Annotated in this window: 19 protein-coding genes and 1 tRNA gene; 8 read left to right on the top strand and 12 right to left on the bottom strand. The window is 42.3% G+C overall.

Features of this window, described 5'->3' with window-relative positions; translation table 11 throughout:
* Positions 1 to 105 precede the first annotated feature (105 nt).
* The 5 genes from ABD894_RS04780 to ABD894_RS04760 form a co-directional block, all read right to left on the bottom strand.
* Positions 106 to 888 (bottom strand): MBL fold metallo-hydrolase, encoded by a 783-nt coding sequence (locus ABD894_RS04780; protein ID WP_345209850.1) that lies wholly within the window; start codon positions 886 to 888, stop codon positions 106 to 108.
* A 36-nt stretch (positions 889 to 924) separates the two neighbouring features.
* Positions 925 to 1,797 carry an SDR family NAD(P)-dependent oxidoreductase gene (locus ABD894_RS04775; protein ID WP_345209849.1) on the bottom strand — a complete coding sequence of 291 codons (873 nt, stop codon included), beginning with the start codon at positions 1,795 to 1,797 and terminating at the stop codon, positions 925 to 927.
* Positions 1,730 to 2,626 carry an alpha/beta hydrolase gene (locus ABD894_RS04770; protein WP_345209848.1) on the bottom strand — a complete coding sequence of 299 codons (897 nt, stop codon included), beginning with the start codon at positions 2,624 to 2,626 and terminating at the stop codon, positions 1,730 to 1,732. Before ABD894_RS04770 ends, ABD894_RS04775 begins: the two co-directional genes overlap by 68 nt.
* A gap of 99 nt (positions 2,627 to 2,725) precedes the next feature.
* The gene (locus ABD894_RS04765; protein WP_345209847.1) at positions 2,726 to 3,769 is read right to left on the bottom strand and encodes an alpha/beta hydrolase; all 1,044 of its coding nucleotides are present in this window, start codon (positions 3,767 to 3,769) and stop codon (positions 2,726 to 2,728) included.
* A 155-nt stretch (positions 3,770 to 3,924) separates the two neighbouring features.
* Positions 3,925 to 4,401, bottom strand: a complete 477-nt coding sequence (locus ABD894_RS04760) for a hypothetical protein (protein ID WP_345209846.1) — start codon at positions 4,399 to 4,401, stop codon at positions 3,925 to 3,927.
* Between the two features lie 128 nt (positions 4,402 to 4,529).
* Here ABD894_RS04760 and ABD894_RS04755 point away from each other — a divergent pair, with 128 nt between their 5' ends.
* Together ABD894_RS04755 and ABD894_RS04750 are read left to right on the top strand one after the other, a co-directional pair.
* Positions 4,530 to 5,768, top strand: coding sequence for a hypothetical protein (locus ABD894_RS04755; RefSeq protein ID WP_345209845.1), 1,239 nt, complete (start codon positions 4,530 to 4,532; stop codon positions 5,766 to 5,768).
* A 222-nt stretch (positions 5,769 to 5,990) separates the two neighbouring features.
* The gene (locus tag ABD894_RS04750) at positions 5,991 to 6,575 is read left to right on the top strand and encodes a hypothetical protein (RefSeq protein WP_345209844.1); all 585 of its coding nucleotides are present in this window, start codon (positions 5,991 to 5,993) and stop codon (positions 6,573 to 6,575) included.
* A 37-nt stretch (positions 6,576 to 6,612) separates the two neighbouring features.
* On the opposite strand, the gene ABD894_RS04745 is transcribed toward ABD894_RS04750, so the two are convergent.
* The 5 genes from ABD894_RS04745 to ABD894_RS04725 form a co-directional block, all read right to left on the bottom strand.
* Positions 6,613 to 6,694 (bottom strand) — tRNA-Leu (locus ABD894_RS04745).
* Between the two features lie 94 nt (positions 6,695 to 6,788).
* A complete protein-coding gene (locus ABD894_RS04740; protein ID WP_345209843.1) occupies positions 6,789 to 7,577 on the bottom strand; it encodes a helical backbone metal receptor in 789 nt (262 codons plus the stop codon).
* 2 nt (positions 7,578 to 7,579) lie between these two features.
* On the bottom strand, positions 7,580 to 8,983 hold the full coding sequence (locus tag ABD894_RS04735; RefSeq protein WP_345209842.1) for an undecaprenyl-phosphate glucose phosphotransferase: 1,404 nt from the start codon (positions 8,981 to 8,983) through the stop codon (positions 7,580 to 7,582).
* A 311-nt stretch (positions 8,984 to 9,294) separates the two neighbouring features.
* Positions 9,295 to 10,626 carry a nucleotide sugar dehydrogenase gene (locus tag ABD894_RS04730; protein WP_345209841.1) on the bottom strand — a complete coding sequence of 444 codons (1,332 nt, stop codon included), beginning with the start codon at positions 10,624 to 10,626 and terminating at the stop codon, positions 9,295 to 9,297.
* A gap of 145 nt (positions 10,627 to 10,771) precedes the next feature.
* On the bottom strand, positions 10,772 to 11,326 hold the full coding sequence (locus ABD894_RS04725) for a dihydrofolate reductase family protein (protein ID WP_345209840.1): 555 nt from the start codon (positions 11,324 to 11,326) through the stop codon (positions 10,772 to 10,774).
* A 328-nt stretch (positions 11,327 to 11,654) separates the two neighbouring features.
* Between ABD894_RS04725 and ABD894_RS04720 the strand changes: the two genes are divergently transcribed.
* The 4 genes from ABD894_RS04720 to ABD894_RS04705 all read left to right on the top strand — a co-directional run bounded on the left by ABD894_RS04720 (position 11,655) and on the right by ABD894_RS04705 (position 16,312).
* Positions 11,655 to 13,751 (top strand): HRDC domain-containing protein, encoded by a 2,097-nt coding sequence (locus tag ABD894_RS04720; RefSeq protein WP_345209839.1) that lies wholly within the window; start codon positions 11,655 to 11,657, stop codon positions 13,749 to 13,751.
* A 159-nt stretch (positions 13,752 to 13,910) separates the two neighbouring features.
* Positions 13,911 to 14,213 (top strand): hypothetical protein, encoded by a 303-nt coding sequence (locus ABD894_RS04715; RefSeq protein WP_345209838.1) that lies wholly within the window; start codon positions 13,911 to 13,913, stop codon positions 14,211 to 14,213.
* Positions 14,214 to 14,291: 78 nt separating this feature from the next.
* Positions 14,292 to 15,812, top strand: coding sequence for a DUF4394 domain-containing protein (locus ABD894_RS04710; protein ID WP_345209837.1), 1,521 nt, complete (start codon positions 14,292 to 14,294; stop codon positions 15,810 to 15,812).
* 131 nt (positions 15,813 to 15,943) lie between these two features.
* Positions 15,944 to 16,312 carry a response regulator transcription factor gene (locus ABD894_RS04705; protein WP_345209836.1) on the top strand — a complete coding sequence of 123 codons (369 nt, stop codon included), beginning with the start codon at positions 15,944 to 15,946 and terminating at the stop codon, positions 16,310 to 16,312.
* Between the two features lie 4 nt (positions 16,313 to 16,316).
* Here ABD894_RS04705 and ABD894_RS04700 read toward each other — a convergent pair whose 3' ends face one another.
* Positions 16,317 to 17,639 carry a PAS domain S-box protein gene (locus ABD894_RS04700; protein WP_345209835.1) on the bottom strand — a complete coding sequence of 441 codons (1,323 nt, stop codon included), beginning with the start codon at positions 17,637 to 17,639 and terminating at the stop codon, positions 16,317 to 16,319.
* Positions 17,640 to 17,815: 176 nt separating this feature from the next.
* Between ABD894_RS04700 and ABD894_RS04695 the strand changes: the two genes are divergently transcribed.
* Entirely contained in the window at positions 17,816 to 18,508 is a 693-nt protein-coding gene (locus ABD894_RS04695) for a hypothetical protein (RefSeq protein WP_345209834.1), read from the top strand.
* 54 nt (positions 18,509 to 18,562) lie between these two features.
* On the opposite strand, the gene ABD894_RS04690 is transcribed toward ABD894_RS04695, so the two are convergent.
* Positions 18,563 to 19,465 (bottom strand): metallophosphoesterase family protein, encoded by a 903-nt coding sequence (locus ABD894_RS04690; protein ID WP_345209833.1) that lies wholly within the window; start codon positions 19,463 to 19,465, stop codon positions 18,563 to 18,565.
* Positions 19,466 to 19,887: 422 nt separating this feature from the next.
* On the opposite strand from ABD894_RS04690, the gene ABD894_RS04685 reads away from it, so the two are divergent.
* Positions 19,888 to 20,346, top strand: coding sequence for a hypothetical protein (locus tag ABD894_RS04685; protein WP_345209832.1), 459 nt, complete (start codon positions 19,888 to 19,890; stop codon positions 20,344 to 20,346).
* Positions 20,347 to 20,364: the final 18 nt, after the last annotated feature.

The raw sequence follows: 20,364 nt of genomic DNA, 5'->3' as shown, positions 1-20,364 counted from the left end.
CTATCGGCATTTGCGGATAGTAAATATTCAGCATAAAAATAATTATTAATAATTGATAAAAGCAGGTGCTCATAGCTGTTGTGCCGTTAAAAATTAGCCCAATCTTTAAATTGCTGTAGGCACACCGGGTTGTAGTATTATCGTGCGGTTTTTGGTGAGCGCGTTAGTTGCCAATTGCTGTCTTAAAATATCTTCCTTCTCTTTAAAATGCGTCCATCCGCGATAGTGTATCGGGATAACTTTGTTGGGTTTCAATATCGCTACTGAACGTAACAGGTCTGTGCTATCCATGGTGTATTTACCCAAGCCGGTAAGGTACCTGAACTGAACCGACCCCACATGGAATATCCCGGTATCGATCTTGTATCGTTTGGCCACTTCATCTATTCCCTTAAAATAAACCGTGTCGCCTGAAATGTAGATCACGCCATCCTGCTGATCGTCGTACTCAATTACAAAACCTATTACCTTGCCCGACACAAATTCGGGGATCCACCAGGGATGGTGCTGCGCGGGCGCCGCGGTTACCCTTAAGTTGCGCACCTTTTCGGTAGGCACCCGGTAGGTTTGCCAGTCTTGCAGGTCTATAATTCCGGGCATGGCCCGTGCCGCAGCTTTGGTGGAAATTACATTGGCTACGGTGCGGGTAAAGGCTTTGCCCTTATCGTCGAAATTATCTTTATGCTGATGGTGGCTTAATAGCACGAGGTCGATATGCGGCAGCTCGTTCGCATCCAGCGCCGGGTCATCAGTTTTACGCGACACCGATCCATAACCATGATAATAAAGCTTGCCCGCTTTATCTAAAGTGGGGTCGGTAAGTATCCTGTATTCTCCTATTTCGAGAAGAATACAGGCTGTATCGATATGGGTGATCCTGATCTGCATAAAGAAATTAGTTTATTTGATAGTAGCTACCAAAGCCTAATGCGCGTGCGCGGCTGTGGCACCAAGGATAGTTTCGACTAATTGACCTGTTGCCTGGTTAATATTATCAACATGAGCAGCCAGCGGACCGCCGCCCACTATATTCCACAGCTTCCGGCTGCCTTTTGGCGTATCGATGATACTTGCTATCAAATCAGCCACTTCCTGTGGTGACGGACTATTCTCGTTCGGTATAAAGGCTTTGAATACCCCTTTCTGAAAGTTGAGTATATCCTCACCATAATATTGCTCAACATTGGGTTTGGCCGGTACCAGCTGTTTAGCCACGATATCGGTAGCGGGGTATACGCCGGGTTGTACAATGGCCACATCAATTCCCGCTGAACGCAACTCATAATAATAACTGGCTGATAAGTTATCGATGGCGGCTTTGGTGGCGGCATATACACCCATTACCGGCATGGGCTGCCTTGCACCAACGCTGGATATGGTAAGTATCAAGCCATCCTTTTGCAGATGCATGTAAGGCAAGGCTCCCTTTATCATACGGTCTGCCGCCAGTACGTTGATCTGGAAGATCTGGTTGGTTTGCGCCGGACTAAGGCTTTCGTTAAGGCCGATGAAGCCCGTACCCGCGTTATTGATCAGCACATCTATCTTACCGCCCGCGTCGGCCGCTATTTCGGCCATTGCTTTCTCTACCGAGGCATCGTCGTTTACATCAAGTTCAATAATTTTGATCTGCACGTTGTTATCGGCGGCCCATTGGCTTAGGTCTTTGGCGGCTTCCGCGTTTTTGGTGGTTACATTACGCATAGTGGCGTATACCTTATGCCCTTGTTTAGCCAGTGTTTGTACGGTAAGCAAACCGAAGCCGCTGTTGCTGCCTGTAAGTATGATGGTTTTCATGGTTGTTGGTTTTAACTGTTTTGGAGTGACCGGCTTTGGCTTGGTACTTGCTTATCCAGTTTAAAATATAGTCGGCATCTTCTTTCCATGTTTTAAGACCAAGCACGTTGTGGTTGCGGCCTTTAAACTCCTTATATTCTATTATCGAACCGTTGCGCTTATACTTTTTAAAGTTGCGCACGTTAAGGTGTGCCGGGGTAATATGATCTTCATCGCCCGAGGTAAGCAGCAACGGCACATGCGGCTTGTTATAATCAACAGCAGCCGCGCTGGTAAGTCCGCCGCGGGCTACACGTTTTGATTCGGGCGCGGCAAGGGTTTCATAAGCCAGTCGCTGCTCGTAAAGCGGTAAGCCGTTCACAAAGGCGTACTGAAAATCTTTGAACGACATCATGTATGTTTTATCGAGCGAGGTAAACAGGCCTAATGATTTCCATGCTGATTTTAAAAATGAAAACTCATAAGGCAACACGCCTTGTGGCGGCACCGAATGTATGGCCACGGCAGCGGTTGCCAAATCGCGGTTGGTCAGTATCTGCGTAATCATACCACCCAGCGAATGCCCTATAATAATGGGCTTTTCGGGCAATGCTTTGGCAAAGTTGGCGTAATGGTCTACCAGCTGGGTTAGCGTGAGCCTGGCCAGTTCAATATCATTGGGTTGCCTTGCCCGCAGATCGGCAGCTGTGGGCGCGTCCTTGTGTGGCCATGCAGGCGCATGGGTAGTGTAGCCTTTGCTTTCAAAGTAGGTTCGCCAATCGTTCCAGCAATTACTGCTTACAAATGCGCCGGTAACAAAAAGAATGGTTTTGGTGTTAGGGGTTTTCATAATGATGATGTGGTTTAAATAAGACCGGTCGCGTATTGTATCAGAAGCGATCGGTCTTAATTTGGAATTGTGATATTGTGAGGTTGAATTTGCCTGATTTTATTTAAGATGCTTTTTCAGTTCGGCTGCTGCTTGTAAGAACAAGGCTTTTGTTTGCGGTATATTGGCTAATCCGTTTAATAAGCCGAAATCGTGTATCACATCATTATAGCGCACCGTAGTTACATCCACACCGGCATCGCTCAATTTGCGGCCGTAGGCTTCGCCTTCATCACGTAAAATATCGTTCTCGGCAACCTGTATCAGCGTTGGCGGCATGCCCTTTAACTGCTCAACGGTGGCTTGCAGTGGCGAAGCATAAATTTCCTTGCGCTTTTCAACCGGGATGTACTGGTCCCACATCCATTGCATCAGCGGCGAAGTAAGAAAACGTTGTGCGCCGAACTGCTTGTACGATTCGTTGTTAAAATCGGCATCGGTTACCGGCCAAAAAAGCACTTCGAGTTTAAACTTAGCGCCGCCTTTTTCTTTCGCCATCAGCGCGGTAGCTGTGGCCAGGTTACCGCCGGCGCTGTTGCCCACAATGGCCATGTTATTGCCGTCTACATTAATTTCGGCACCATGGGTGGTGAGCCATTTGGCTACGGCGTAAACCTCGTTAACAGCTTGTGGGTATTTTGCCTCGGGCGAAAGGCTGTAGTTTACAAATACCCCGGCATAACCGGTAAGTACGCTTAGGTCGCGCACCATGCGTTTGTGGGTGGCGTAGTCGCCCAGTACCCAGCCGCCGCCATGGGTAAACATAAATACGGGCAGCTTGCCTTTAGCCCCTGTTGGGCGCACAATGTTTAAGGTGATCTTATAGCCGTCGGCAGTAATGGTTTTCTCGGTTTCTTCTATCCCCGAAAGATCGACCTTAGCTGCATTTTGCGCATTAACCAATACTTGGCGGGCATCTTTTACAGGCAAGGTTTCCAGTCCCGGGCCACCGCCATTAAGCGGCTTTAAAAATTCTTTCACGGCTGGTGATAAATGCGGATCGGTAGCGTAATCAACCTGCGCGCTGGCAGTGCCGTTGGCCACCAATGCCAGCAGCAGTATTAAACCTGTTTTTGTAGTTGAGTGTTGTTTGGTTGTGTTCATGGTTTGTGATATAAGCGTTAGTTGCTCATATTCAAAACCAAGGCCAATTGATTATTGTATTGATAATCAGTTATTTGAATTTGTTTATGTCGATTATAAATAATCGACATATCGCTAAACTGGTGAGATATGGATAAGTGGAGTTCGAAAGGATGTTATTTATTTATTCCTTTAGTGGGGTCAATAATAATTTTATCACCAGGGGATAAAGTAAATGGCACTTTGCTTATAATATTACTTTTACCGTTTCTTGTTAAATAAAATTCTATCTGATAAGTACCTGGTTGCAGATGGATTTGATTTGCGTTTTCAAGAATATCGTCTTCTTTATTCAAAAACGGAACTTCACCTACTGCATCTCCATTGATTTTTGCTCCAACATCATAGTTTGAATCCAATGAGTGGTAAAGGAACAAATAACCAGTACCGCTTGTTACTTCAGGAGTAATTTCTTTATATGGGGCTTCTTTGGCTTTAATTTCATTTATCAGCTGTCTTAATAAGTGATTAGTAGTTTGTTGTTCGTAAATGATATCGTTGATTTTCCAGTACCACAGCATTACTTGTCTGAAAAGTAAGAATACGATTATAGCAATTGCTAAGAAAAGAATAGGCAAAATTAGTTGTTCCATGCGATAATGTGTTTTGGTTTATATTATAAAAATATAAAATCAAGGCGGTATAGCTGTTAAAATTATCATTTATAATTTAGAGAGTTTTCGTGCTATTGATATATCCGATATTATTTAATAATATTTGTATGTCAATCATTTACCAAATGAAACCGTACCTGAAATCCTTTATCATACTGCTGCTGGCTGTATCGTCGGTAATAGTGTCATCCTGCAAAAAAGATAATGACCCGCCCAATGAAGATCCGCCGCCCGGCGAAGAACCTGTGGAGGTAAAAGATTCGCTCATTACCGTTAAAACAAATGTAAGCGATGTAGATACCCTGCTATCGATATACAAGCATGATAAAAGTGGACTTGAGTTTTATTTTTATGGAAGAAGGAACAGCGAGGGCGAAATTGTAACACTTGCCGCAGCGTCTATCACAAAAAACGCCGCTAACGATACCATATTAAATGTTATTTATGATGCACAGCAAAGGCCTAAGATTTTATATTTTACCATAAAAGGAATTGTAAGGGCTGTTAACGATTACAACTATGTCACTATCGATTATATGCCCGATCATTTGCTTGTACACCTGAACTACCTTAACTGGACTTCGGGGCACATCAGTTTGATTAACAATATAAAGATCAGGAAGGATGGCGACGCTTACACGCTGTATGGTTTAGGCGGTAGTAAGCCAATTAATACCGAGACACCAGGCTACAGCGAAACTCACATAATAGCGAATGCTATATCTGTAACCAAGGGTTTAAAGGCCATTATTGCCGCCTCGTTTACTTCGGAAGGTTTTATGACAGGCACTACCACCGGAAACCCGGAGCTTAAAAAGTTTGCCTCCTTTTGGACAGGTGCTTTTGTAGCTTATAACAGCGGTGCTAAAACTTCAGAGATAGCGAAGCAATTTGACGGTTACCCGTGCAGACCAACGCTCGAAAAGTTCGTGATAACACCCATACACCAGGTTATAGCGTTAACGGGTGAGGAAGTTTCACAATTTGAAATAGTTACCATAGGCCCCAATGATGCCGGTACTTATAATTTTCAGTTTGACGGCGTTTGGCAGCATCCACTGTTCGGTATACAAAATAATGTAGGCGAGTATATTACACCGGGCCCGGTACGGGGTAATATTTATATAGTGGTGATAGTACAATCGCTTGCAGATGGTAGTGTACTGCCGTGGAAATACTACTCGCGCGGTGTAATAAAAGTAACGCAAAAAAATGTAAGGGTAATATGCAGCCCAAAAGATATGAACAGCCCGATCCGTTTATTAGAAGGACAAATACCGGCGTCAGATCTTACTTCGGTACCCGGAAGACTGGCTATGACGGCTACTTACTTTGTAACGAAGTAGGGGAGGAAAGGTGTTATCGTGAAAACTATAAAATATTATTAGGTTTGATTATGTCAATTAAGATTCAATTGACTTGTATTGGAATGAATCTATTTTGTTTTTTTGCAATAGAAACAAAATTTGTCTGCGATAATAGCCAAAGGAAATTAGTTAAGAAAGAATTGGGAGATTCTTTGCACAAAGAAACAATGGAATCCATTGTTCTTTAAACAATAACAAATCATGTTACAAAATAAAATATTCATCATATTTATATCAATCATTCTTATTGTTTGCAGTAGTTTCAAAATTGATAATTTAAAATATAAGTGGAGCAACCCTCTGGTTTCTATTAAAACCAAGTTACCACAAGATGATTGCGTAAGAGGGAAGCCAGAACCCATTATAAGTAAGAAGGCTTACCCTGACCGAACATTTCGGATTGCCCGGAAGGTTGGGTATGAAAATGTTGTATTGAAAAACGGGGATAAGTTAAAAATACAAAATAAAGGATGCGAATATTTCACGCTGGAGTTTCGATTTGAAACTTTAAAATTCTCCGCTGCAAATACAGATTTGAAATATTGGGGTAAGTGCTCTTCTGAGTTATTAAATGAAATAAAAAAAGATGTACATGTACCTTTTGAAATCACGAAAGGGATAAATGCCCTGAGTAAATATTATTTACAAAATACTAAGCCAGTTTTAGGTGAGGAATTAGATTTTGGAGGAGAAGATATTAGAAGCTTTGTCACACTTGATAAGGTGGAAAAGCTACCCGGAAAGTTTTGTGCAGTAACTGTGACATTTAATGTAGGGCCGCTTTAACAAAAAACCCGATCAGTTTGACCGGGTTTAAATGCAGTGCGGAAGAAGGGACTCGAACCCCCACGCCGTGAAGCGCCAGATCCTAAGTCTGGTGCGGCTACCAATTACGCCACTTCCGCATCGTTAGGATTTTGAGTTGGCAAAGATAGCGTTAATTAATAAATATTAAAATCTATTTTAACAAATTCACCTAAGTGGTTAATTGTCTTTAAATTAAAATTTCAGTAAGGCTTCGTTTAGCTGTTTAAAGTAGGCCGGGGCGTGTAATAACCTGCTGCCATACCACGAAAATACTTCGCCATCCACTAAAATAATATTAGCCAGCGGTAGTAAAGTTTGCAGCTCCGCTATATGTTTTTCACGGAAAGGATAAGGTTCGGAAGATAACAGTATTACATCGGGGTTGATGTTTTTGAGCTTTGCGGCGGTTATTTCAGGATACCTGCTCTCATCAACAGCATTCATCAAACCGCAATAGGGGAGCAGGCTATCGATAAAAGTATGCTGGCCTGCCGCCATGTAGGGGTTACGCCAAATGAGGTACAGGGCGCGTTTGCCAGTGTGAGCAATTTGCAGGTTAGTGAAGTCGTCGGTGATTTGCCGGGTAAGCGCTTCTGCCGGTTCCTGTTTGCCCGTTATGGTGCCAAGGGAACTGATCATAGCCAGCGCCCCGGGCAGGTCGCTCACATCGCTTATCCAAACGGGGAAGTGTTCGGATAGCTCTTCTATCTGTATTTGGTCGTTCTCTTCTTTGTTAGCGATGATAAGGTCGGGCGCGAGTTCCTTTATCAGCGGGATATTTAATTGCTTGGTGCCGCCTATTTTGGGTATTGACTTTACCTTGTCGGCAGGATGACTGCAAAATTTAGTTACACCTGCTATGGCTGCATCGAGCCCCAAATAAAAAAGCAGCTCCGTTTGCGACGGAACTGCTGATATAATGCGTTTGGGTATGGCCTGCAAGTTTACGGGGCGGTTAAGCTGATCGTAAAACAAGGGCATGGTTAAAATGCGTTTTCTTCACCTTTAACGGCATTCCAAAAGGTTAAGAAGATGATCTTCAAATCCAGCAGGAACGACCAGTTTTCCAGGTACCACACATCGGCTTCCACACGGCCAAGCATTTCTTCGGTAGTTTTGGTTTCGCCGCGTAAGCCGCGTACCTGTGCCCAGCCGGTAATGCCCGGTTTAAGGAAATGCCTTACCATAAATTTATCAATAAGGGCCGAATATTGTTCGGTGTGTTTCAGCATGTGCGGGCGCGGACCAACTACCGACATATTGCCAATCAGTACGTTAAAGAACTGCGGTAACTCATCCAAACTGGTTTTGCGCATAAACTTACCAATCTTGGTGATACGGTCATCATCGCGGGTAGCCTGTTTGCTGTCCGAATCATTGTTCACCTTCATACTGCGGAATTTGTAGCAGTTGAACGATTTATTATCCCTGCCTGAACGGGCCTGCACAAAGAAAACCGGTCCTTTCGATTGCATTTTGATAATGATAGCCAGTATCGGGAACAGCCAGCTGAACACAAACAGGATAATGAAAAGCGAGAACAGCACATCAAACACACGTTTAATGAAACGGTTCAGGATGTTTTCCAAAGGCTCGGGGCGGATGGATATTACCGGGATATGGCCGAAACTTTGTATAGAGGTTGGCTTTACACCATAATCGTAATAATCAGGAATAAACTTAAAGCGGATCAGATTTTTGTCGGCATCCAGCATCAAGCGCTCAATTTTCGCCGATTCGGAACTTGGCAACGTGCAGAATATTTCATCTACCTTGTTGGCTATTACATAGCTAATACAATCTTGCGTGGCGCCGAGGTAGAGCTTTTTATCGATAATACTTTCTGAATTATCGTCAAAAAAACCGATCACTTTATAACCACGGCTCGGGTTGTTTTTAAAGAAGTTATGCAGATCATTACCGATACGGCCCCCGCCGATAACAATGGCGCTGCGCGAATCGATCAGTAAAGCACGGTCACTGCGGCGAATGCTCAGGAATATCAACTTCCAGAAACCCAGCAGGAAACCAAACAGGGCTAAAGAATAGAACAGATATTCGCGGGTAATGAAGTATGCTTTTGTACCTATTAAAATGATGATGGTGAAGCAAATAAAGCTTACGAATAACAGGTAGGTTTTAATTAAGCCGCGGTAGGTTTTAATGGAATCCTTGTTTAAAACCTGCTCGTACAGGCCTGTTACATTGGCCGATAATAACCATATCAGGTTAAAAACCAATACAATAGGCAGGTAGTTCTTATTGCTTATCCATGATATGTATGATTTGTCCTCTATAAAGTAAGAGATAACCATACTCAGGTTCAGGATAATGTAATCAATAGTGAGGTTAACCGCCTTAATAAACGTAGCGTATCTGTGAATCATTTAATACGGGTGTTATATGTGATGCTGCCTAATTCGGGGCGTTTTTTAAAATTAAGCTTTAAAATAATACTTTTCATCTTTAATAAATAAGCACTATTAACAATAGCAAAATTAAAATTTTAAAGCGTATTTACACTATTAATTACAAATTAAGTTTCAATTTTTAATGAGTTTTATAATGTCAATACTACGGTTATTATTGGTTTTCAATTTTAACAATAAATTAAGAAAACCTTTATGTATGCACTATATAGCCCATATATTGCGCAATAATAAATATTTATATATTGACACTCATACAACAAATTTTTTCACAGTCGGGCGTCAATGATCTGTGTATCCAGTATGCCTTTCAAATCGTACAAAACCGACTGCGGGTTGCGTTTGAGCTGATTATAATTTAGGGTGAGAAATTCGCTGTGTGAAACCGCAACAATAATAGCGTCGTATTTGCCGCTGATATCTACAAATTTATTCAGGGTATTCACATTGTATTCGGCCTTTACTTCTTCAGGATTGGCCCATGGGTCGTAAATTTCAATGTTGGCCTCATACTCATCAAGCACACGTACTATATCAATAACACGCGTATTGCGCACATCGGGGCAGTTCTCTTTAAAGGTGAAACCCAGCACCAGTATGTTCGATCTCTTTACGGCAATGTCATTCCTGATCATCAGTTTTACCACTTCCTGCGCTACGTAAGTACCCATACCGTCGTTCAGCCTGCGACCAGCCAGTATAATTTCAGGATGATAGCCTATTTCCTGTGCCTTTTGCGCCAGGTAATACGGGTCGACCCCGGTACAATGCCCACCCACCAAGCCGGGTTTAAAGTTGAGGAAGTTCCATTTGGTACTGGCAGCCTTCAACACATCATGGCTATCTATACCCAGCAGGTTAAAGATCTTGGCCAATTCATTCACAAAGGCGATGTTAATATCGCGTTGCGAATTTTCTATCACCTTGCATGCCTCGGCCACCTTTATGCTGGGAGCTTTGTGGGTACCAGCGTGAATAATGGTTTGATATAAGCCGTCGATAAAATCGGCTGCTTCGGGTGTTGAGCCCGATGTTACCTTTAATATATTAGTAAGGGTATGCACCTTATCGCCGGGGTTGATACGCTCGGGAGAATAGCCCGCAAAAAAGTCGCGGTTAAAAACCAATCCGGATACCTTTTCCAACACGGGGATACAAACTTCTTCGGTAGCGCCGGGGTATACGGTAGATTCATAGATCACCACATCGCCAGCTTTTAAAACCTTGCCAATGGTTTCGCTGGCTTTTATCAGCAAACCAAGGTCGGGACGGTTATGCCTGTCGGTAGGGGTGGGTACAGCTACTATATAGATATTACAAGTAGCAATATCCTCAATATTTGAAGTAAAATACAAGCCTTGTTTGCCTGCATCTGTAGTAATTATGCTTAATAGTTCATGGCTATCAATCTCCAGTGTGCGGTCGTTACCGGCGCTTAGCTCGGCAATACGCTCCTGTTTTACATCAAAGCCGGCCACAGCATATTGCTTAGCGAACTCTACGGCCAGCGGCAGGCCAACATAGCCAAGGCCAATGATTGCGATATGAATATTTTGAGGGGTATTGAACGTGTTTTTGGCAGCAGACTGAAGGTTAGACATTATTAAATATACACAGGATTGATGATAAATATAAGAGCAAGGTACAAAATTATAAAAGCAGCGGAATAAATGGAGAAAAGTTTGAGTTGTGGAATATTAGCAAAAGGAGTAGTTGTAACCAGTATAAGAAAGCTTACGGCTACTCTTAAACCTTATCATATTGCAGCGCTATACAACCGGAGCTAAACTTTTGTGATGCCGTTAGTTTTAATCCTAAATTTTCGGGTAAGCGCATTTCTGTAAACAAACGCCGCCCTTCGCCAACTATCACCGGGTGAATTACCATATGAAACTCATCCACCAAACCCCATTCAATCAATTGGGCAGGCAGCTCTACACCGCCGGTAGAGATGGCTTTGCCCGGTTGTTGCTTCAGCTTCAGGATTTCGTCTTTAATGTTTTTGTTAATAATAGTAGCATGCTCGTCATCCACATGGTTAAGCGTGCGGGAAACCAAAACACGATCAATATTAGCAAAGGTATTTGCAAAAGCATTGGCAGTAGCGTTTAGTGATTGCGTTTGTGCCACTTGCGGCCAAAATGGTACCATTAACTCATACGTTTTTCGCCCGTAAATAATCAGGTCTGTATCTTCCAGCAATTCCCGAAAATAGTCGTGAACGTCAACCCCGCCGCCAAACCGGGTATGGTCGCAGCAGCCATCCAAACTAATGTTGATACCGTAAACAAGTTTTCTCATAATATTAAAATTATGATTTTTTGGCGAATGTTATGGCTGATTACAATAAAACAAAATGAAGAATAAATGCTGTGTAAGATATAACTATGTTGTGCTACCAGCTCCGCATTCGACGAAACCCGGAAGATCTTGGCCGGATATTGTTCGACACCCAAGCTTACCGGATATACGACGACGATAAGTAAACCATTGCCGAACAAAAACAGATGCCCCGATTTATTATCAATTAAACACAAATATATTAATCGCTCCCATTGATGCGTTATTAACTTTTTACGGGCGACTATCCGGCAGCAAATATTACCTTTGAACTCATTTGTTAAATTATATGGTACTGGAGCCCTTTCATCAACTTGTTCTGAATTTTATTGAACACACCAACAGGCCCATATTTTTAACCGGAAAGGCAGGCACAGGCAAAACAACTTTTTTGCGCTGGATAAAATCAAACATTACCAAAAACCTGGCTGTTGTAGCCCCTACAGCGGTAGCCGCTATCAATGCAGGCGGGGTAACTATTCACTCCTTTTTCCAGGTGCCGTTTGGCCCGCAATTACCTGCTACTAATGGCAGTTATGAAATAAGACAGATCAGCCTTGAAAAAGATAAACTACTGAAATGCCTCGACCTGCTGATCATCGATGAGATTAGTATGGTGCGTGCCGATACCTTGGATTATATAGATGCCGTTTTACGACAGTCGAAGGGTTCATCACGACCGTTTGGCGGGGTACAGCTATTAATGATAGGCGATTTGTTTCAGCTGCCGCCCGTTTATGAGAAAGACTGGCCCGTGCTGAAGAACTTTTATACAGGTCCTTATTTTTTCCATAGCCTGGCATTCAGACAATTCCATGTGCTTACATTTGAGTTAACACAGGTTTATCGCCAAAAAGACCCGCTTTTTGTAGAGATCCTTAACCACATCCGTAATGGCTATGCCAATGCTGAAATGCTGGCGCAGCTAAACGCGCATTACGATGCCAACCTGAACGCCAATTGGCTAAAGGATTACGTAACGCTATCTACCCATAACAAACTCGTTAACGAAATAAACCAGCAGCGGTTACAGGAACTGGATGGCGAACCATTCACGTTTAAGGCTACTATCACCGGCGATTTCCCGAAAGATGGTTACCCTGCCGAGCAGGAACTGGTACTGAAAGTTGGCGCGCAGGTAATGTTTATTAAAAATGACAGTTCGGGCAAAAAGCAATATTACAATGGCCGTACGGCAAGGGTTACGGGCATGTCGGCAACCAATATCAGGCTTACATTTTTAGATGACGATTCGGAATTTGAGGTAGTGCCCGAAACCTGGAACAACGTAAAATACGCCCTGGCTGCCGATGAACGCCGGGTGAACGAATCAAATAACGGCTCATTCAGTCAGTACCCTTTGCGCCTGGCCTGGGCCATCACCATCCACAAAAGCCAGGGACTTACCTTTGAAAAAGCGGTGATTGATGTAGATGCGGCTTTCGCGTTCGGGCAGGCTTACGTGGCGCTTAGTCGCTGCCGTACGTTGGAAGGGATGATATTGAAAGCCCCTGTTCGTGCCGAAAACATTCGTACCGATCCGGAGATCATCCGTTTTATGCAACAGGCTGTGGCGGCATTGCCGGATATGCAGCTATTGGAGAAAACCATCCGCGAGTTAGAGTTGGAAACACTTAGCGACATTTTTGATTTTGCAGTATTGGCAAACGGCTGGCAGCAACTTAAAAAGTATTTCCCTGCGGATGAACAGCAGAACAGCACTTTAAACAACCTGATACAGCAGGCCGAAACTTTAATATTACAGGATATTAAAACCATAGGCGACCGCTTTATCCGAAAGGAATTATCTCCGGCCATCGCTTCTGCCGAGCTTTGGAGTAATGATGCGTTTACCGGTCGCTTAAAAAATGCCGCTGCTTATTTTGTGCCGAAGGTTAGCAGTCTTGGCAAAATTATCAATGATATTTATACCGTTATAAAAGGCACCGACCTTATGGTGGAATTTTACGATGGATTGAATCACTTCCTCGTTAACCTGAAAGCTAAAACAGCCGCGTTTACACGGTTACCTGTGGCATCGTCCGTTAACGATATTTTATCGTCGGTACAGGAAGCGGGTATTAGCTTTCAGCCTATTTATAAAAACTGGAACAGCAAAGCACTTCCTCAAGAGAAAGAAATTGTAAACCCCGAGCTGTACCAGCAATTGCTTTTGTGGCGTAAAGAGGTAAGTGAAGAGCGCAAACTATTAGAATACAACCTTGTATCAGATAACGCGCTTCGGGATATTACAGCCAAGCTACCACGCTCATTAAATCAGCTGGCGCAGATAAAAGGCTTCGGCGATGTAAAAGCTAAAGACTTTGGCGACCAATTATTAAAAATGATCCGCGGCTATTTGGGTGAAAGTGACTTGTTCGGATAAGCGGGCAAACCATTAAAAAACACCATGGCATTTTGAAGAATATGAAAATCACCCTTCGTTTTAGGAATGTTTTTATCGCAAAAAGCATCGTTCAGCAAATCTGTCACTAAACAAATAGCGTATATAGCTGTATATTGATACATAACATCAATATAGCCTATGCATCAAAAGTTACTTTATATCATAGCAATTACCCTGCTCTTCGCCTTTTCGGCCAGGACGGTGGCTAATATTAAAGTAAACTTTATTGATAAAAAAGTTTTGCTTGAACAAACCGAAAGCGACGAGGATAACGAAAAAGACATCAGCAAAGAGAAACCGGAACCGATAACCTATCATTCTGCACCTACACGCTGGCGGGCATTGGTAACTGCTAAAGTCACCTTTCTTAACTTCAACGAACATCCGGCAACGGCTAAGCACTTTTTCGCGGTACCTACCCCGCCGCCCTGGCTATCATAAAACTCCCATTATTGTTTCTTATACGCGGTTAATTCAAAGGCCGTAATTATTCATCATTTATCTTTTTAAAACATCAAAATGAAAACATTTAAACTTTCGTTAACAACGAAGCGTGTGGCTATGTGCGCTATTCTGTTAAGCATCTTTTTTACGGCCTGCCGCAAGGACAGGAACGATAATACGAACGGCGACATCATTGGCCCAAACATTAACTTTTTCGCTTTGGGTGCAGATAACAAACTGTCTATCATCAACGCGCAAACAGGCCAAAGCGGCGGGCAGGCAACCGTTACCGGTTTGCAAAGCGGCGAAACACTTATCGCTATCGATTTCAGACCAGCCACCGGTCAGCTATATGGCTTAAGTAGCGGAAGCCGTATTTATGTGATCGACTTAAAAAACGGCGCAGCAAAACAGATCGGTACAAATCCCTTAACGCCAACTATCAGCGGTACCGCGGTAGGCTTTGATTTTAACCCAACGGTCGACCGTATACGTATTGTTACCTCAACAGGGCAAAACCTGCGCATACACCCCGAAACAGGCGCGGTAGCCTTTACCGATGGCAGCATTGCTACCACCAGCAAAGTAACATCAGTAGCTTACACCAACAACCAGGCAGGTGCAAGTACCACTACCTTATTTGATATTGATGTAGCCAACGACAAGCTATACAAACAAGACCCGCCGAATGACGGCACATTGGTTGAAGTAGGCAGCCTTGGCATAGATGCCGACGAAGCAGGTGGTTTTGATATTTCACCGGAAGGCGATATCGCACTGGCTGTTTTGAGCGTAGGCGGGCAGTCAAGATTATATGTTATTGATTTGGCTACCGGTAAAGCTTCAAGGACGGGCAGTTTCGGCAACGCGGTTATCGGCCTGGCTATACCAACCAATCCTGTTGCTTATGCCATCAGTTCGGCTAATGAATTTATAATTTACAACCCGGCTACCGGCGCTACCGTAACTAAACCAATTACCGGTATGCAAACCGGCGAAAATGTATTAGGATTAGATACCCGTCCGGCTAATGGTCAGCTTTATGTGTTGGGCAGCAGCAGCCGTGTGTACACGCTGAACGCGTCATCTGGCGCGGCAACAGCAGTGGGTACCGAGCCTTTTGCTACCCTACTTTCGGGTACCGATTTCGGTTTCGACTTTAACCCGACTGTAGACAGGATCCGCATTGTGAGCAATACCGGCCAAAACCTGCGCGTACACCCCGAAACAGGTGTAGTAGCATTTGTTGATGGCGTGCTTAAACCGGGCACACCATCAGTAACAGCAGCAGCTTACACCAACAACTTTGCTGGCGCAACTACTACTACCCTGTTTGATATAGACAGTGAAACCAATACGCTTTACAAGCAAGACCCGCCGAACGACGGTACATTAACCAGTGTTGGCGCATTGAACGTGAACATTACCGCGGCTAATGGTTTTGATATTGGCGGCTACAGCGGCGATGGTTTCGCCATATTAAGTACCGATGCAGGTACTAATTTTTACAGAATAAATCTTACTACAGGTGCGGCCACAGTAGGCAGGGCATTCCCTACCGGGGTGCGTGGCTTTACAATGGGCTTAGGTTTTTAATTGTTTTTAATGATTGTTGTTTAGGTTTTACCCTTTCGGCATTTTGCCGGAGGGGTTTGTTGTTTTAAGTGGCCTACATTAATTATATCAACCCGATGCTTAACTGGCCTTTAATTTGCATGGTTAACAGCATGAAAAGAAAAGTACTAATAATAGAGGATGAGCCGGTTATCAGCGAGATGATGTGTATTTTGCTGGAAACTGAGGGCTACATAGTGATCAGTTTGAGTGACACTGCCATTGCCCGGCAACAATTGCTTATGCACGATGTAGCCATGGTAATGCTGGATGTTAATTTAAACGGTGAAGACGGCCCATCCATGTGTACCTATATTAAACAGGAAGCAAACCTGAAACATATCCCCGTGGTACTGGTTTCGACAAACAGCGAATTGGAGACAATTAAGAACACCTGTGGTGCCGATGATTTCATTCAAAAACCTTTCGACCTCGACTACTTTATTAATAAGGTAAACGGTTATGGGCGTGCTGTGGCATAAGTAATTATCGCATGTCTTCCGCGTTTATTTCGGCCATGATCTCTTCACTGTGATGTACTATCTTTTTAACAGCCTCATCCAAATCATTTACCGATATATTCAGGTAGCGCAATAATTGCGGATCTGCCTGTTCACTGAGTTCATCATTGATAAGGCCGGATAATGACATGATGCGCGTAAGCGGCAATCTGATAACATGCGATTGCATGTGAGCGATCTCTTTAAGCTTATCATTTTGTTTACGGATGGCATCGGTATGGCTCACCAACTGACTAATATCCGTCGCTACGATCATACGTGCCTGCCTGCCTTCAAAACGGATATCGCTTCGGGTAATTTCGGCATGTATACGCTTGCCATGTTTGGCTAAATGTTGTGTAGTATAAGCCGGCAAAACATCGTTGTAATTCACAGGGGCGCTTAAATGGTGCAGCATCTCTTCAATTTTTTCGTCCGGATGGATATCCGAAAGCTTCATAGATAAAAACTCCTGCTCAGTGTAATTGTAATTACGCACCGCGGCTTTATTCACCTGCAAAAACTGAAGCGTATCCATATCAAAAATAAGCTTGGGTGAAGGGCTTTGAAAAAACAGAGTTTTGTAATGCTCTTCAGAATCTTTCAGGGATACATTAAGGCGCTTTCGTTCGGCCAACTCTTTTTGCAGGTTAGAGAAAAGCAACGCTTCTTTACGCATGGTACGTTGTAAGCCGTTCAATATCTGACGAATCAAGGTAACTACCACCAAGTCCATAAACAAAAAATTGGAAGAATATATAACCCAGTGGCTAAATGTAACGCTGTGTGTAATTGGGATATCTAACAGGTTATAATTGATCACTATCCCAAAACCCAGGCATATCAATAGGTTAACAGCTATTGAACCATAAGCCAATCTATCTTCAAATTGCAACGCGGCAAATACACTAAGCGAAAAAAGATAGATACACCCCATGCTGAATGAGCCGAGTGATGCAGTTAATACAACAGCTACTAAAGCAATGGTTATAGCCACAGTAATTTTGCGAAAGTACAAAGTTAGCCTGCGGCTAAGCGTTATAAAACCTACTACCAGTAATGCTAATATATCAAACACCACAAGAAATATCTGCCCTTCCCGATACTCCACAAATACACTGGGAATAAGCGCGATAAGGCTTAGCGGCATGGCAAACATAATAGCATCAGTAAACAAACGATTTTGCCAGTATAAAAAACCTTGCCCGCGGGAATAAGCCGGTGCCTGGATAGCGTTTTCAATATAAAGCCGGTACTTTTTAAATACCGATAAGCAGAATGAACGGAATGTGAGAGGCTGTTTTTTCATTCAATAGCAAATTAACCCAAAGTTAAATACAATTATGTTCTTATACTAAAGTGCCTGCCTTATTGTTGCGCTGTAGTGCCAAAAAGCCTCTTTTTAATAAAATGAAATAATTAAGAGCAAAATGGATTCATTAAATTTATTGTAAAATATTAAATAGATACGCTTAAACCTTAGTAATGAAATTCGATATACAAAATGTTATTATAACAACATTAATAATCAACCTTTTTTATTCATGCCAATCTGATCAAAAAGCAAAAAGCACTCATCATTATAACACCCCCTATATTACTGTTAATAAAACTCACAGCAATGTTCCGCCTGTTAAAAAACTATATGTAAAAGGTGATAGCATTTGTATTACAGTTGATTCAAAAACATTCCACGTTGCAAAAGACTCAACTATAAACGTCAACAATCCTTATGACGGAATTTATGAGGTCAATAATGGTAATTTCAAAAAACATTTTAGTTTAATAAAATGCGATCTCCTTTACTTTAATACATCTGATGATGTAGGTTTTGGTTATAGGGCTAATTTGTATGTTTATAATCTTAAAAAGAAAACATTCATTACAGACAATCACTTTCACAGAAACTACCTCTATAGTTCAGCCGGAGTATTCTTTCTTACCAATAGTAAAATTATCGTAATGGGAAAATCCTCGTGGTATGAAAAAGAAAATACAGGCATCACACCAGCTTCAATTTATTCGATCAAAGGCACCCATTTTAAATACCAAAAGTCCATCTATACACCCTTGGATAGCACTGCAGATGATACATCAATAACAAACTTTTACAATAAAAACTGGGGAAAGAAAGCAAAAAAACAACTACTGCTACCTGCTGATTGGTGGAAACAATAGTTGTTCTATTTTTAAAAAACAATATACCTTACCAGTGTAACTGATAGTAAAAAGTTAATAATTCACATAACGTTCTTCAAAGCTACCATCACTGTACAGGTCTATCAATCCGTAACCCGGAGCAGTTTCGCGGCGGTTACCTTCCCACCAGGCACCACTTACCGCACCATCACATATATAGGTTACGTTGTTGTACTGTAGTTTTTCGCGCAGGTGGATGTGCCCGCTCAGGCATATCTTTACGTTAGGATGCTGATAAAACAGCTTGATGATTTTTGATACATCGGTATGCATATCGCCGCCATACATTTGCCAGCGGTTAACAATATCATCTTCAATTAAATTAGTAGCCGTAAGTATAGGTATGTGCGACATGATGAGCACCGGCATGGCCGGGTTGGTAGTTTGCAATTCGTTTTGCAGCCAGTTGAATTGCTCATCGCCAAGTTTACCTATGTACCAGGTACCGTCGATATCCAAATTCACGCTATCAAGAATAATAAACTTCCAGCCGTTTTTTACCATACTGTAATAAGGCTTGCTCAGTTTTAACTGATCCATAGCGTATAGCTTACCGTATACGGCCTGTCCTTTGTTATTTTCGGCCCACCATATATCGTGGTTACCCAGACAGTAACTTACCGGCAAACTGCATTCGGCCTGCATAATATTGCTTACCAGTTTCCACTGGGCATTAATGGTGTCGAGGTTTTCCTTATTCATGTCGAACACAATATCGCCGCCGTTCAGCATCATATCAACTTTGGGGCTTTGCTGCTGCACGTGGTGCAGGCATTTTACAAACTTGGCGGGCGCGCCAAATTTATCTTTCAGGTGAATGTCGGTTAAATGGGCTACACGTAATACCTGCTTACGTTCGGCTTTATTTGCCTCTAAAACTACCGATGGTGCCAGCAATATACCACCAAGACTTTTAAGCGCTGATCTTCTTTCCATAATCAATTATCAAAAAAAATATAAAAGCAGCTATGCGGTATCTCGCTTATAGCTGCTTATTGTTTTACAGTTTGGATAGGGTTTAACAATGAGGCGAACATTTTAATAAAAAGAGTGGCGAATGCCTGTTTCCCTTAAGTTTTTTATCGCCTTTATTGCAGCGCAAAAGTATAAGTGCTATAATTCGGCTATATTATCAGTTTATTAAATTATCGGGCTACATACATCACATTTGCTCCATCTGCCAATGTTTTCAGTCCATATTGAGATCTTAATATCTTCATGTATTAGCGGTCATAATTTTTGTTAAGCCATATTGTAAACTAAATCTCCAAGGCAATAACTGCGATGGCTATCAATAATACTTCTACTATATTTAAGTAAAATATTTACCTTCGCCGAAATTTATTTACTATTTATATATGAGAAAAATCTATTCTATGCTGGTTATCGGCCTTTTGGTAATTGGCGCAACATCGTGTAAAAAAGACAAAAGCGAAAAATCAAAAGAGAAAATTGAAGGCAAATGGTTTGTTACTAAAACATCTTTAATACTTTATAAAAACGATAAACAAGCCACCCAATCTGAAGATACCGATTTCGGCGATAAAACGGCATTTATTCAATTTAACAGCAATGCTACCGGTCGGATAGAAGACACCGGGCATGGTTACAATTTCAACTATAATGTTAACGGTTCTGATATTCAGCTCACCAATCAGAAATTTGATGATAATGCAAATACCGGATCGGATCAAATACCGTCTTCATTTACCATTACAAGGGTAACTTCAACAGAGCTTGTTCTGCATTCCGAAATAAGCTATAAGATACTTAATGATAATTACAGAAGTGTACAAGATATTTACCTTAACAAGTAATTGATACTTGAATTTAGC

The sequence above is a fragment of the Mucilaginibacter gynuensis genome (genome assembly GCF_039541195.1).
GTDB classification, from domain to species: Bacteria; Bacteroidota; Bacteroidia; order Sphingobacteriales; family Sphingobacteriaceae; genus Mucilaginibacter; species Mucilaginibacter gynuensis.
Note: the sequence above shows the minus strand (reverse complement) of the source record. Positions and strands in the feature narration are given on the sequence as shown.